Source organism: Paenibacillus sp. DMB5 (assembly GCF_001517085.1).
In the GTDB taxonomy this organism is placed as follows: domain Bacteria; phylum Bacillota; class Bacilli; order Paenibacillales; family Paenibacillaceae; genus Paenibacillus_AQ.
Genome location: NZ_LRAC01000124.1, coordinates 318,490 through 331,190, shown reverse-complemented (window position 1 = coordinate 331,190; position 12,701 = coordinate 318,490). Strand labels below are relative to the sequence as shown.

Below are 12,701 nucleotides of genomic sequence, written 5' to 3'. Positions count from 1 at the left end.
TATCCGCAGCGGAGCGCGGTCAATGGATCTTTTGAGCTAATATCCGGAACTTTATCTGGTTAATGCTCCTTTTTCCTGCTTATTAGACAATCAGAAACCGGTTTCCTGATTTTCCACCTAAATAACGCGTTCTGCCTGATATCTTAGTTCTTTTCACTTCATTAATTATTAACTTCATTAATCTTATTCTCAAAAAAGAGAGGGTCTGAAGACCCCCTCCTCCCTGCCGGCAGGTACAGCTATCAATTGTTAATGGTCAGATTAAAGCCAGACTGGATATAATTCAGATTCGGATAAGCAATGTTGCTTGTGACGAGATTGTTGAAGGTTGCCGATCCATTGCCTGTATACGTATAGATTGCAGCACCTTTATGCGGTCCGGAGAAGCGCGAGGTTGTAATCCCGTCGAGACCTGTACCATTAATATTAATGTTGTTAAATACTATGTTTTCGAATCCGCCGCCATAGCCGAACTGGATCGCATCACGCTGGGTGTTGATGATATCAATATTGGTAAAGGTCACATTTTTGATGGCATCATTAGAGGCTTCCAGGTCTATGGCTCCCCTCTCGCCGTTGTAAAGATCCTGGCTGGTACCGCTGTTAATGATCGTTGTATCCGAGAACACAATGCCCGTATTGTTCTGGAAATGGTATCCGGGGAATACCGTATTCATCCGGATGCCGGAACCGCCGACCGTATCAATGATGTAGTTGTGGTCCGCTTTATGCCCGCTTCCGCCGAAGAAAGCTATCGCTGCAGCCCGCCAGTTATTCTCGATCGTATTGTACGAGAAGGTATTATTTACTCCGGCCGGAGCCCCGTTGGTGTTGCTGGTCCATACAGCGAGACCGTCGTCCCCGTTATTGCGGATGCTGCTGTTGCGCACGGTTGAATTGCTGGTTCCCTGAGAGAAATTGATGCCGTCGGCCAGATTGTTGCGGATCCGGCTGTTCTCTACAACCAGTCCGGTGGCATAAATCGCCGGTGTATGCGCGTAATCCCCAACCCACATCCCGCATTCAAAATGCTCCACCCACACATCATGAATCACTGAGTTGGTGCCAAAATTGTCCATAAAGCCTTTATAGATGGCATTCTGGCCATAACGTGAACGCAGGTTCGAATTCATGTAGACATTGCTGAAATCAAGCCGTCCGGTGACACGCAGGGAGATGCCTCCCCCGGCTGAATTCGGATTAGTGAACTGGATATTGGTATGCCAAAGGCCCGCTCCGGTAATCGTGATGTTATTAATCTTGCTGCTGACCGAGCCGATCTCCCACATGCCGCCTAAGTTAAATGTTCCTTCCGGGATATACAGCGGTTTGCCCGCAGTGACTGCTGCCGTAACGGCGGCTTTAAAGGCAGGCAGATCATCCTGGCCGTCATTTGCCACTGCGCCATGGTCTGTAACAGCTACCGAACCTGCAGGACGGGCAATTGCGGCAGGAACAGGTTCAATCTCCAGAAAGTCCACGCCGTATTCGTAGGCATCCCCGTTATTTTTCTGGATGCGGATGGTGTCTCCGGCCTTGAGTGCCGTATCCAGCTTCCAGTGTACTTCATCGAAGCGGAACAGCGGACGTCCGCCGCCCGGTGCATCTGACGGCATATCACCGGAGAAATACTGCCAGCTGTAATAAGAGGTTAGAGCAACCGTCTTGACCTTGCTGCCGTTAACATAGACATCGACTGAACCGTTAAGTCCCATGCCGTCCGGGGAATCCGGCATGGTGAAGCGCATCGTTACCCCGGCACCGCCCTGCCCGGATCTTACGGTCCATTCGGCATACGATCCGTTCGACGGAAGGGCAATGTACTTCTGGCCGGAAGCTTCAGATGCGGTCAGCGACTGGTCAAAGGTCGGGGCTGTTCGAAGCACCGCCGCACCGCCTCTTACTGCATCCTCTGTATCATATTTGCTGTACGGCATGCTTGCTCCGCGCAGCGCGTAGACCACCAGATTTGCTGTGCTGGTATTATTATTCTGCTTGGAGGCAGCTTCATTACCATCTGCCCCAACAGTACTGTTCACTGTATAATTACCGTTCACGGCTGTCCATGTTCCTGGAACGGCGACTTGAACAGTCTGGCCTGCAGCAATGACGCCGTTGTATGTGCCGGTAAAGGTCTGCACTGTGGCTCCGGCGGCGTTTTTGAGCACTACCGTAGCCGCATGGGCTCCGCCGGCTGAAGCAATTGTGCCTTGATTCTTAAGATTGAGTGTGAAGGAGACATTGCTGCCCGCTGACGGTGTCCCAGGGCTCCATGTGACAGTACCGGTAAGGTCAGAGCTGGAAATGGGATTGACGATAAGCGGTAATGGATGACTATAGCTGTTATTGGTTTCATTCTGCTCGATGACCAGGTTACTCTCGTCCACCTTGGCGCTTAAAGAGTAGCTGGCCGCAGGTTTGGTTCCGGCATTCAGTGACACCGTGGCTGAAGCCCCGGCGGCGAGCGCACCGACGGCAGCGGAGCCGGCCAGCTCGTTATTAAGGTAAAAGTTAACCGTGGTTGCTGCGGATGCTGCATTACCGTTGTTTTTTACAGTGGCGTTCAGTGTAACTGCAGCGGCTTCATCAGGAGCTGACGGTGTCCAGGACATACCTGTAATCGTCAGGTCGGGATTGGCAGCCGGTGAGCCGAACACCTGAAATTCGGCTATCTGTCCTGCCGGTGCGCCGCTGTTGGCTGTGATATTCAGCTGCAGGCGCTTGACCGTTGCTGTTACAGGAATAGTAACGGTGTTGCCGGTGGCCGGGTTAAAGGTATAGCTCTGGGCAGAGACCAGGTTACTGAAGGTAGTCGTAGTCTGATTATGTCCGAGCACCTGAATGGTCTGGGCCCGAGTTCCCCATTCAGCAGACGGGTTCAGCTTCAGGACGATAGAGGTAATATTCTGATTGGCTCCCAAATCCAGAGTCAGATTACTCGGGTTGCTGCCGCCTTCCCAATAGGTTGCGGTATTATTGTCGTTAGCATTTGCTGCTGTAAAGTTCTGCGTTACTGAGGAGGCGGTGATGGTTTTGCCGATCGCGATATTGCTGCCCGGCGGAGCTGTTGCTGCAGGGGTTGCGGATGGTGAAGGCATTACGGTCTGGGTTGGTGCAGGTGTAGGCGCAACCGTAGGTGTGGGCACCGCCGTAGGAGCTGGTGTAACGGTTGGAGTCACAACTGGAGTGGGTGTAGCTGTTACGGTGTCCGCTACTGTGATCTGATCAAGATTCACGTTGGCGCTGTCACCGGCATCATATTTGTAGGCGACCGTATTGTTCCCGGCATTCAAATTCAGCGCCTCTGTCTTTGTCCCCCATGTATCCCATCCGGACAGGTTCGGCAGCGAGGTCTGGCGGATTTTGGCCCCATTCACATAGAGGCTCAAGGTCTGTGCCGAGGTATTCCCGTTACCATACCGGAGAGTAACATTGCGTGTACCGGCAGCCGGAACGTTAACCGTAAATGTAGTGACAGCCCCTTGTGTCCAGTAGCCGTCCACAAACCCCGTTCCCGAAAATCCGGTGTGATCGGTGTTCACCTTTGCGCCGCCGGAAAGTGCTGCGGATTCAGCCTGATACGTACCGGCAGCAGGTGTAGCTGTCGGTGCAGGTGTCGGCGTTGCACCGGCCGCGCCATAAATTTCGACTTCCGAGAACTGCGCGGCCGGCCAGCCGGTATTGGCCGTCACAGTGATCCTGACGTAGCGGGTGCTGGAAGCGCTGAAGTCAACTGTCACTGAGTTGCCCGATGCAGGGTTGAATACATAAGCGGCGCTGCCGGCAAGGGTGCTGAATGAAGCTCCGTCCGGACTGCCTTGAACAGATAAGGTCTGGGTACGCGTCTCCCAGGCAGGCGGCAGCTTCAGCACGACCTGGTCAATGCTGGTGCTTGTCCCGAGATCGACTTGAATCCATTGCGGAAATGAGCTGTTCGTACTTTCCCAGTAGGTGCCCGGATTACTGTCTTTTACATTATCCGGTGTGTACGACTGGGATTGGCCGCTTGCGGTGACTGTTTTGCCCGGGGTCAGATTCTGTCCACCGGCGGCAGCTGCGATTCCGAAGGAACCGGCAGCCAGGTACAGGGTCGAGACCAGCATCGTCGCTACAAGTGACCAGATGGCAAACTTGTTACGCATTATAATCCTCCTCAGTAAAAATATGTTGGGATACACCCCCATTATAGAGACCCGGCCAGCCTGGCAATAAGAGGTGATTCTACGGGAAAGATAGGCAATTCCACGTTCTTTTGCAATAAAACCCCATCCTTGACTTTATGCAGTTAACCCGCTGCTCATACATATCGGCGACGGGGAAGCTGATACAAAAGTAACTCCCTGCTCTTTAGATTGGAGCTGTTTTTTACGATATTAATAACATAGATTTAATATTTACTACATCTAGAAACGAGAGAGAGTTGTTGTCGTGATGAGGTTTATGGTCAATCAGAAGGTTTCGGTAAAAATTACGGGGTTAGTCGGGCTATCCATTATGTTCATGATGCTCGTCGGCTTCACAGGGTACCATTACCTTAGCAGGATTAATGCAAACGCCAAGCAGATGTACCATCAATACATGGTTCCCAACGAGCTGATCAGTGAGATTATCATGGGCAACGCCCAGATCAATACCCTGCAGCTGCAGCTGATGATCCCTTCCAACCAGACAGCCGCACGGCAAAAGGAAATTAATGACTCTATCGCCGCGATCATCACAGGTAACATTGCCGCCCAGAAAGAAATCGAGTCGGTCGGGATGCCGGAGGATGTGCAGCAGCTGTACGATTCGTTCAAGGGGCTGATTCCGGTAAGCAACGAAGCCCGCGATCTGATGCTCGGCAGACTCGAAGCCAACCAGCCGGCTGAAGCTTATACCGTTTTCGAAAACCAGCTGACTCCGGTCCGCACCGAAATTATGAGTATACTTGAATCCATCAAACAGCTGAACCAGAATGCGGCCGCAGAGCTGAATAGCAGCAATAAAAAGGACGCCTCGACCAGCAAGCTGGAATTGATTCTGATGCTGGCAGCTTCCCTGCTTGTGTGCGGTACCGTAAGTCTCTTGCTCTCCCGTATGATTACCCGGCCGCTGAACAATCTGAAGTTGCTGATGCATGACGCCCAGAACGGCGATCTCTCTGTCAAAGGCAGCTACAGCTCAAAAGACGAAATCGGTGTGCTGACTGCAGGGTTTAATGAAATGATTGCCAGACTGCGGGGCATTATCTCGAAGATCGGAGAGCATTCCCAGATGCTGTCGGCAAGCTCTGAGGAGCTGCTGGCCAGTTCCGTGCAGACTGCCGAGGCCAGCAGTCACATTGCCGAAGAAATTCAGGCTGTAGCGGACGGTTCGGCTACCCAGCTCAGCAGCTCCCGGGAATGCAGCCGGGCCATGGATGAGGTATCCACCGGCATTCAAAAGGTTGCCGAGTCGGTGACCGACATCTCCGGCGTAACCAGCTACACAACCGAGCAGGCGGTACACGGCGGCGCGAAGATTACTACCGTCAGCGGCCAGCTGGATACGATACTCTCCACCTCCCAGGCATCAGCAGCGGTAATCCGCAAGCTGCATAATTACTCGCAGGAGATCGGCGCTATTGTAGACCTGATCAGAGGGATTGCCCAACAGACCAATCTGCTGGCTCTTAATGCTTCGATTGAGGCTGCACGCGCCGGTGAGCACGGACGGGGCTTTGCCGTCGTGGCCCAGGAGGTCCGCAAGCTTGCCGAGCAGTCCAACCAGTCATCCGAGCAGATCGCTTCCATCCTCTCGGAAGTCCAGACGCTGACCCAAGAGGCCGCCTCCATGATGGACAAGGAGAGCAGCGAGATCAGTCTTGGCCTTACCGGCATGCAGGAAGCGAAAGAAACCTTTGAACAGATAGTAAACTTCATTCAAGAAGTAAACCTGCAGCTGGAGGATGTCTCGGCCGCCGCCCAGCAGATCTCGGCCAGCTCCGAGGAGGTCAGCGCCTCCCTGATCGTGACCGAAGAAATTGCCGATTCCTCCTTCAACAAGACACAGAACGTTGCCGCTGCCTCCGAGCAGCAGACAGCAACCATGAAGGATGTCGAAGGTGCAGTCAAATCACTGAGCGAAATGGCGGAGGAGCTGCAGGAATTGTCCGCCCGATTCAAAATCTGAGCTGTTATTCATGAGCCGTACGTTTGTACGGCTTTTTTTCTTATGCAAGCGGGCGCACCGTACTAACGCCGCCTTAATGCTCCGGTAATTAGAGCGCCGCCCGGACAGATCAATCGTCCCGGACGGCCGCTTTTAATTTATTCGGCTTATACTGCCAGATGCACCGAACCATCTTCGTAAATATCAACACGCTGGGCGCACAGAAGCATTCCCGGCCCGCTTGCTGACCCCTTTTCCCGGAGGTCCCTCTGTCTGCGTTCCCAGATTTCCCGGTCATGGATAATGTCATATTGGTAATATTGCTGCGCGCCTGCTGCCTCCATGACCTCGACAAAAATAAAATCTTCGCTGAACAACGAGCGGAACCAGTCTGCTGCCTCCGTATGGGAGCCGAACACCGGTAGTTCCTGTTCAAACCGTTCCGGCAGATAACGCTGCTTCAGCCTGCCTATTCTCACATAATACGTCTCAAGATTGTCCGGAGTAATCAATAGATTCTGCCTCCTTGGCATGAAATTTGCCTAGAAAGTATCATATACCGGGACAGACCATCTATGACATTGAGCATTCCACCTTATGGAAGGTTAGCCAGAACGAAAAAAACCGGAAGATCAGCCCTTCCGGCATGTTGCTTAACGGATATAGTTATCAAGGGCTTTGTTGAGATCCTCCAGCACCTTCTCCTGGTTGCCGTGGTGGACGGCTTTGACTACACAGTTCTCCAAATGATCCTTAAGCAGCAGCTTGGCGGCCTTGTCCAGCGCTTTCTGGATGGCAGCGATCTGGAGCAGCACCTCGGAGCAGTCGCGGTCTTCTGCCGTCATTAATTTAACAGCCCTGACATGCCCTTCAATCCGGGCCAGACGGTTCACAATCTGCTTCCGGTATTTATGCTCATAATCCTCATCGTGAAATTCATCGTTTGCTTCCTGGACCATAATTCCCTCCGGCTGTATTTACAATTTTCTGTCAAAGCTATCAGCTAGGGGTATTATATCAGGAATAGATTCATAATCAAACTTATCTTAACAGGCGGATTCCGCTGAGAATCACCAGCAGTGTACTACCCTCATGACTTACAACCCCGGATGGCAGATTCAATCCGCCCGAGAAATTTGAAACGACCAGTACAACAATAACGGCAAGGGCAAAGGTAATATTCTGTTTAATGACCCGGGTCGTCCGGCTTCCGAGTGTAATGGCATACGGGATTTTTGAAATATCATCATTCATCAGCACTACATTAGCCGTTTCCAGCGCAACATCGCTGCCAGCGGCGCCCATGGCAATGCCTACTGAAGCTGCTGCAAGTGCAGGAGCATCATTGACACCGTCTCCTACCATCGCTACTTTACCGTATTTTCGGGTCAGCTCCCTGATCATATCCAGCTTCCCGTCCGGCAGCATTTCGGCATAGACTTCATCGATCCCGGTCTTGCGTGCGATTGCCTCTGCCGTATGGCGGGCATCGCCGGTGAGCATGATGACCGTCTTGTTCATTGCCTTGAGGCTGGCAACGGCTTCCGCCGCCTGGCTGCGGACCACATCCTGCACTGCCAGCAGTCCGATCAGCCGCCCGTCTGCCTCCACATACAGGGCGGTATTCCCTTCCGCCTCAAGCTGTTTTGCAGCTGTTTCATACAATTCCGGTATTTCATGATTACGCAGCATGCTTCTTTTTCCGACCAGACAAGGGATACCATTGACCATTCCGCTGACGCCAAGCCCGGTCACATCCTGCATCGCCCCGGCCGGTTCGAACGCAATACCCCGCGCATCGGCATACTCTACTACCGCACCGGCAATCGGATGCCGGGACAGCTTTTCCAGCGAAGCCGCTACAGCCAGCAGTTCAGCTTCCGTTACTCCCTCGGCCGGGCATACATGGGTAACCTCCGGCTTTCCCTCGGTCAAGGTTCCGGTTTTGTCAAAGACCACCGCCTGCACACCGCCGATTCCCTCCAAATGGACTCCCCCTTTGAACAATACCCCTTTACGCGCGGCATTGGAGATTCCGGAGAGAACAGCAGGCATAATGGAGGACACCAGGGCACAGGGAGAAGCAACCACCAGGAAGATCATTGCCCGGTAGATGGTATCCTCCCACGACCAGTCCAGCAGATAAGGCGGCAGAACCATCAGCAGAAGCGCTAAGGCTACCACCGCTTTTGCATAAATGCCTTCAAACCGTTCTACAAAAAGCTGACTTGGCGGAAGCTCATTTTTGGCCTCCTGCACCATATGTATGATTCGTGAGAGCAGTGTGTCTTCGGCCGCCTTGGTAACCCGAATGGTGAGTGCGCCCTGCCCGTTCATTGTACCCGCGTAGACTTCATCCTCAGGCATTTTGTCAGCAGGTACCGATTCCCCGGTTATCGCCGACTGGTCCACTGCGGAGCTTCCTCCAAGAATTATGCCGTCGCAGGGAATCCGCTCGCCGGGTCTTACTCTGACAACATCCTCCGGCAGCAGCCCGGAAGCTCTAACAGTAACTTCAATCCCGTCTTTCACAAGTACCGCTTCTTCAGGACGGTATTTAAGAATAGCGGCGATATCCTGATTGGTTTTCTCCATGGAGTATTCCTCCAGTGCACCGCTCAGGCAAAAAATAAAGATTAAAATCGCCCCGTCCAGCCAGTAGCCGATAGCAGCTGCCCCGATTGCCGCAATAACCATCAGGAGATCGACATCAAGATCCTTGTCTTTGATTAATGTCTCAAGCCCTTCAAGAGCTTTACGGTATCCGCCTACTGCATACGCCAGCACGAACAGGACAACCGCGCCTGCCTGCAGCCCCTGCTTCTCCAGAATCCAGGCCAGTGCAATCAGTACCAGGCAGGATGCAGCGATAAGGATGCCGCCATTTTTCTCCCAGACAGCCCGCAGAGCAGAACCTTCCGAATATGCAGCAGTATTCACTTCTCCCATACTCCTCACTCCCACTACGTTTATATTGAGAAACATTATCATGAAATATATCCCCCCGGGGGGCATATTGTATGTGATTTATGTATCACAAAAAGAAACGGATTTGCCGTCCTTTAAGGGACGTTATCCGTTTCTGTGAACCCGCAAACAAGGCGTGCTAAGCCTTTACATGTCAATTCGTCATACCTGCTGCCTTTAGAAAATGGCGGACAATCCTCTGCTGGTATTTCACGCGCAGTGCAAAATCGAGACTCCAGCAGGTTTCCACCGTAACCGCTTTGGCCCCCAGCAGCTGCTGGACAGCCATTCGCGAGGTACCGGCGCGTTCACGGTGCTTGATATTGAAGCGGTAGGAGGTCACCCCGACGGAACGGTTCATGGTGCTGATAATCCGCCGCGCTGCAGAAGCTGCTCTTGTGCCATGGCTGACTATCAGGGTCTGGCCGACACGCCGCGGATTACGCTGCGACAACCCGTTAGCTTCATGCAGATCAAGATACCAGTCCGGGCGGTGGCGTTTGGCCAGTGCGAACAGGGCAGCAGAAAGCGGATGCCCTGCCCGGGAGGAGCCTGCATGCGGAAAAGTGCGGTTCAAATCCGGCACTCCCCTGCTCTTCCTGCGGTATGCCCGCTGATTCACCAGCGGTACAATGATCAGCTTGCCCCGGCTCAGCATCAGCTCACTGCGCTGAAACTTCCCTGCCAGCGCTTGGGCCGCAGCGATGCTGGCTGGCTCATTACCGTGAATACCGGATACAATCATAAAGACCGGACCGCTCTTATGGCTGTTTATCACATAATAAGGAGTGGCGAACGCCGTATTCGGTACAAGAGTATGCTGTCTAACAGACACAGGGCTACGCCTCCTAACCTGTATTTCATAGATATCTCCCTATAATGTATGCAGCCTGCCGGCACGGGTTTGGACATTTGCTTCCAGATAGAATATAGAAGAATGCGCAATCAGCTTACCGCAAGCTCTGCTTTTCTGTATATAATCCGGTGCACACCCCATATTGCCAGTGCGGCAGTTACCAGGATGCCTCCACTCCAGCAGACACCGCTCCAGCCCCAGTGCTGCCAGGCATAGCTGCCCAGCGTGGAACCAAGCGCGCCGCCGGCAAAGGTGCTGACCATGAACACGGTATTAATCCTGCTGCGTGCAGCCGGTTCCAGCGCGTAGATCCGGGCCTGGTTGCTGACCTGGGTTCCTTGTACGCCAAGATCAAGCACGATGACTCCGGCAACCAGACTCCAGATGGTCAGGCCGGATAATCCGAACAACCCGAAGGACAGTAAGGTCAGCAGAATCAGCAACCCGATGATCCGTTTAGGTGCAACTTTGTCTGCCAAGCGTCCGACTACCGGTGCACCAGCCGCGCCTGCTACACCAATCAGACCAAACAAGCCGGCGATTGCACTGCTGTAATGGTATGGGGGCCCCTCCAGGTAAAAAGCCAGGGAAGTCCAGAATACACTGAATGAGCCAAACATGCAGGCACCGATCAGTGAGGCTTCACGCAGGGTGGGGTATTTCCGGACCAGCTGGACCATAGAACCAAGCAGTTCCTTATATGAGGCGGAGGTTTCCGGTTTGGTCAACGGAAGCAGACGGTACAGGATCACCGACAGCAGGAGCATTAATGCAGCGGCAATCCAATACATCGACCGCCAGCCGAAGAAATCTCCGACGATGCCGGAGATGGTGCGGGCCAGCAGAATACCGAACAGCAGCCCGCTCATGACCGTTCCGATTACCTTGCCGCGTTCTTCCGGCCGGGCAAGCTGTGCCGAGAACGGTACAATAATCTGCGGAACCACGGACGTAATGCCGACAGCAAAGCTGGCAATATACATCCACAGCAGGGACGGCGAAACGGCAAAGCCAACCAGCGACACAGCCACCGCAATCAGCAGCAGGGAAATCAGCGTCCGCCGTTCCCGGATGTCTCCGAGCGGAACAAACAGCAGCATACCCAGCGCATAACCAATCTGAGTGAACATGGAGACATACCCTGTCTCATTGGACGAAGCTCCGAACGTGCGGCCGATCTCCGCGAGCAGCGGCTGATTGTAATACAGGTTAGCTACAGCAAGACCAGAAGTAGCAGCCAGAAGCAGAATTAATCCCCTGGAAGCTCCCTTACCGGAAGGGGCAATTCCAGTTGAAGCAGTTTGGGACATTAGTAAGGTTTCCTCCGATCTAAGGGTGCTGCAACAGGCAGCAAAAATTAATTAACTAACAATAGTATAGCAGCGCCTGTCAATGGTTCTGATGATCCGGCATAAAATGCCAGGCGCCGACTCATACTATCTTTTAGCAAACGGAGGTGACATTTATGCCAAAAAACAATGCCGATGCCAAATACAGCCGTGCCAATAACAAGGCCGATACCAAAGACAGCCAGCAGAATCATGCTTCAATCACGGAGATTCCGCAAATGACGGATCCGGATAAAACAGCCGTTTACGTGCCTAGTCTAAACGGAGTAACCAAAAACGAAACCTAGAGCATTTGTTCCGCAGGCCGTTCAATGTCACTACATGACTTGGGCGGCTTTTTTGCAGGCTCACAATTGCTATTGAAGCCCCTTCATACGTTGACTTCCCCATGCTGCGGGTGATAGTCTTTTCTTCTAAGGCTGTTGTACATAAAGGAGAATGCAGGATGAAGAAAGCAACGATGAAGGATATCGCGCGGCTGGCTAATGTATCGGTGGCCACGGTCAGTTATGTGCTGAATAATGTCAAAAACCAGACTATTCCGGACGCCACCCGCCAGAGCATTCTTGCAATCGCCAAAGAGCTGAACTACGTCCCCAATCTGGCAGCACGTTCGCTTGTTGTTCAGCGGACAGGCATGGTCGGCATCCTCATCAACAAATCCCCGGGGCTTCCCTACTGGAAGCGCCAAAGCTATTTGTCCCTCACAGACAGTCTGGAGTCAAAGCTTACCTCTGCCGGTTACCATACACTGGTAATTAGCCTCGATCCGCTTAACCCGGCAATGGATGTCATCCGGGAACGCAAGCTGGATGCCGTTTTTGTCCTGGATGTGATGGATGAGATGTTTTACCGGATTTCTGCTAATTTCGTGGATGGTGTGCCCCTGATTCTGATCGGCAGTCTGATCAATGACCGGATGTTTAATCAGGTGAATTATAATTACCCCCAGGCGCTGGAGACAGCTATATCCGCTGCTGCTGCCCCCTCCTGCTTAATCATGGAGAACCACAATAATACAGCGCTTACTGGCTGGATTATGGACAGCTCCGGTCTGGCCAGGGAGGATATTCATGTAACGGCTGAAGCTGACCTGGCGCAGGAGGAACTTGAAGCCTTTTTGCTGCAGAGCCGCGGTAAGCATATCATCGTCATTAATGAGTTTCTGGCAAAAGCGGTCGAACGCACCGGGCTCGCTGCCTCGGTTACAGCGCTGTGCACCTGCGGTTTTCCGGAAATTGTCCAGCCGGATACACGGATCATCCGCTTTCAGAATGACCGGGCACAGACTGCGTTTGAACTGATGGCGACCCTGAAATCCGCTCCGGATGATCGGCAATTGCCGCCAGCAACCAATTTCTGGTTGATATCTCTCCTTAATTTCTTTATAATAACTTAAA

At 52.8% G+C, this 12,701-nt stretch carries 9 protein-coding genes; 3 read left to right on the top strand and 6 right to left on the bottom strand.

Annotated elements, in window-relative coordinates; all coding sequences use genetic code 11:
- Positions 1-242: 242 nt before the first annotated feature.
- On the bottom strand, positions 243-4,142 hold the full coding sequence (locus AWJ19_RS16315) for a discoidin domain-containing protein (protein WP_068725237.1): 3,900 nt from the start codon (positions 4,140-4,142) through the stop codon (positions 243-245).
- Positions 4,143-4,431: 289 nt separating this feature from the next.
- Here AWJ19_RS16315 and AWJ19_RS16310 point away from each other — a divergent pair, with 289 nt between their 5' ends.
- Positions 4,432-6,150, top strand: coding sequence for a HAMP domain-containing methyl-accepting chemotaxis protein (locus AWJ19_RS16310; protein WP_082707931.1), 1,719 nt, complete (start codon positions 4,432-4,434; stop codon positions 6,148-6,150).
- 146 nt (positions 6,151-6,296) lie between these two features.
- On the opposite strand, the gene AWJ19_RS16305 is transcribed toward AWJ19_RS16310, so the two are convergent.
- The 5 genes from AWJ19_RS16305 to AWJ19_RS16285 form a co-directional block, all read right to left on the bottom strand.
- A complete protein-coding gene (locus tag AWJ19_RS16305; RefSeq protein WP_068725233.1) occupies positions 6,297-6,641 on the bottom strand; it encodes a hypothetical protein in 345 nt (114 codons plus the stop codon).
- A gap of 141 nt (positions 6,642-6,782) precedes the next feature.
- Positions 6,783-7,088: a metal-sensing transcriptional repressor gene (locus tag AWJ19_RS16300; protein WP_068725231.1), complete on the bottom strand. Its 306-nt coding sequence runs from the start codon at positions 7,086-7,088 to the stop codon at positions 6,783-6,785.
- A gap of 82 nt (positions 7,089-7,170) precedes the next feature.
- A complete protein-coding gene (locus AWJ19_RS16295) occupies positions 7,171-9,078 on the bottom strand; it encodes a heavy metal translocating P-type ATPase (RefSeq protein ID WP_068725229.1) in 1,908 nt (635 codons plus the stop codon).
- A 172-nt stretch (positions 9,079-9,250) separates the two neighbouring features.
- Positions 9,251-9,931, bottom strand: a complete 681-nt coding sequence (locus AWJ19_RS16290) for a succinylglutamate desuccinylase/aspartoacylase family protein (protein WP_068725227.1) — start codon at positions 9,929-9,931, stop codon at positions 9,251-9,253.
- A 110-nt stretch (positions 9,932-10,041) separates the two neighbouring features.
- Positions 10,042-11,262: an MFS transporter gene (locus AWJ19_RS16285; RefSeq protein WP_068725225.1), complete on the bottom strand. Its 1,221-nt coding sequence runs from the start codon at positions 11,260-11,262 to the stop codon at positions 10,042-10,044.
- Positions 11,263-11,417: 155 nt separating this feature from the next.
- Here AWJ19_RS16285 and AWJ19_RS35245 point away from each other — a divergent pair, with 155 nt between their 5' ends.
- Positions 11,418-11,588 carry a hypothetical protein gene (locus tag AWJ19_RS35245; protein WP_157890024.1) on the top strand — a complete coding sequence of 57 codons (171 nt, stop codon included), beginning with the start codon at positions 11,418-11,420 and terminating at the stop codon, positions 11,586-11,588.
- Between the two features lie 158 nt (positions 11,589-11,746).
- Complete coding sequence (locus AWJ19_RS16280; RefSeq protein ID WP_068725224.1) at positions 11,747-12,700, top strand: LacI family DNA-binding transcriptional regulator; 954 nt, start codon at positions 11,747-11,749, stop codon at positions 12,698-12,700.
- Position 12,701: the final 1 nt, after the last annotated feature.

Excerpts from the sequence above, each read along its gene's own strand:
- AWJ19_RS35245 (WP_157890024.1), top strand. The coding sequence starts at position 11,418 with ATGCCAAAAAACAATGCCGATGCCAAATACAGCCGTGCCAATAACAAG.
- AWJ19_RS16280 (WP_068725224.1), top strand. The coding sequence starts at position 11,747 with ATGAAGAAAGCAACGATGAAGGATATCGCGCGGCTGGCTAATGTATCG.
- AWJ19_RS16315 (WP_068725237.1), bottom strand. The coding sequence starts at position 4,142 with ATGCGTAACAAGTTTGCCATCTGGTCACTTGTAGCGACGATGCTGGTC.
- AWJ19_RS16285 (WP_068725225.1), bottom strand. The coding sequence starts at position 11,262 with ATGTCCCAAACTGCTTCAACTGGAATTGCCCCTTCCGGTAAGGGAGCT.
- AWJ19_RS16310 (WP_082707931.1), top strand. The coding sequence starts at position 4,432 with ATGAGGTTTATGGTCAATCAGAAGGTTTCGGTAAAAATTACGGGGTTA.
- AWJ19_RS16295 (WP_068725229.1), bottom strand. The coding sequence starts at position 9,078 with ATGGGAGAAGTGAATACTGCTGCATATTCGGAAGGTTCTGCTCTGCGG.
- AWJ19_RS16300 (WP_068725231.1), bottom strand. The coding sequence starts at position 7,088 with ATGGTCCAGGAAGCAAACGATGAATTTCACGATGAGGATTATGAGCAT.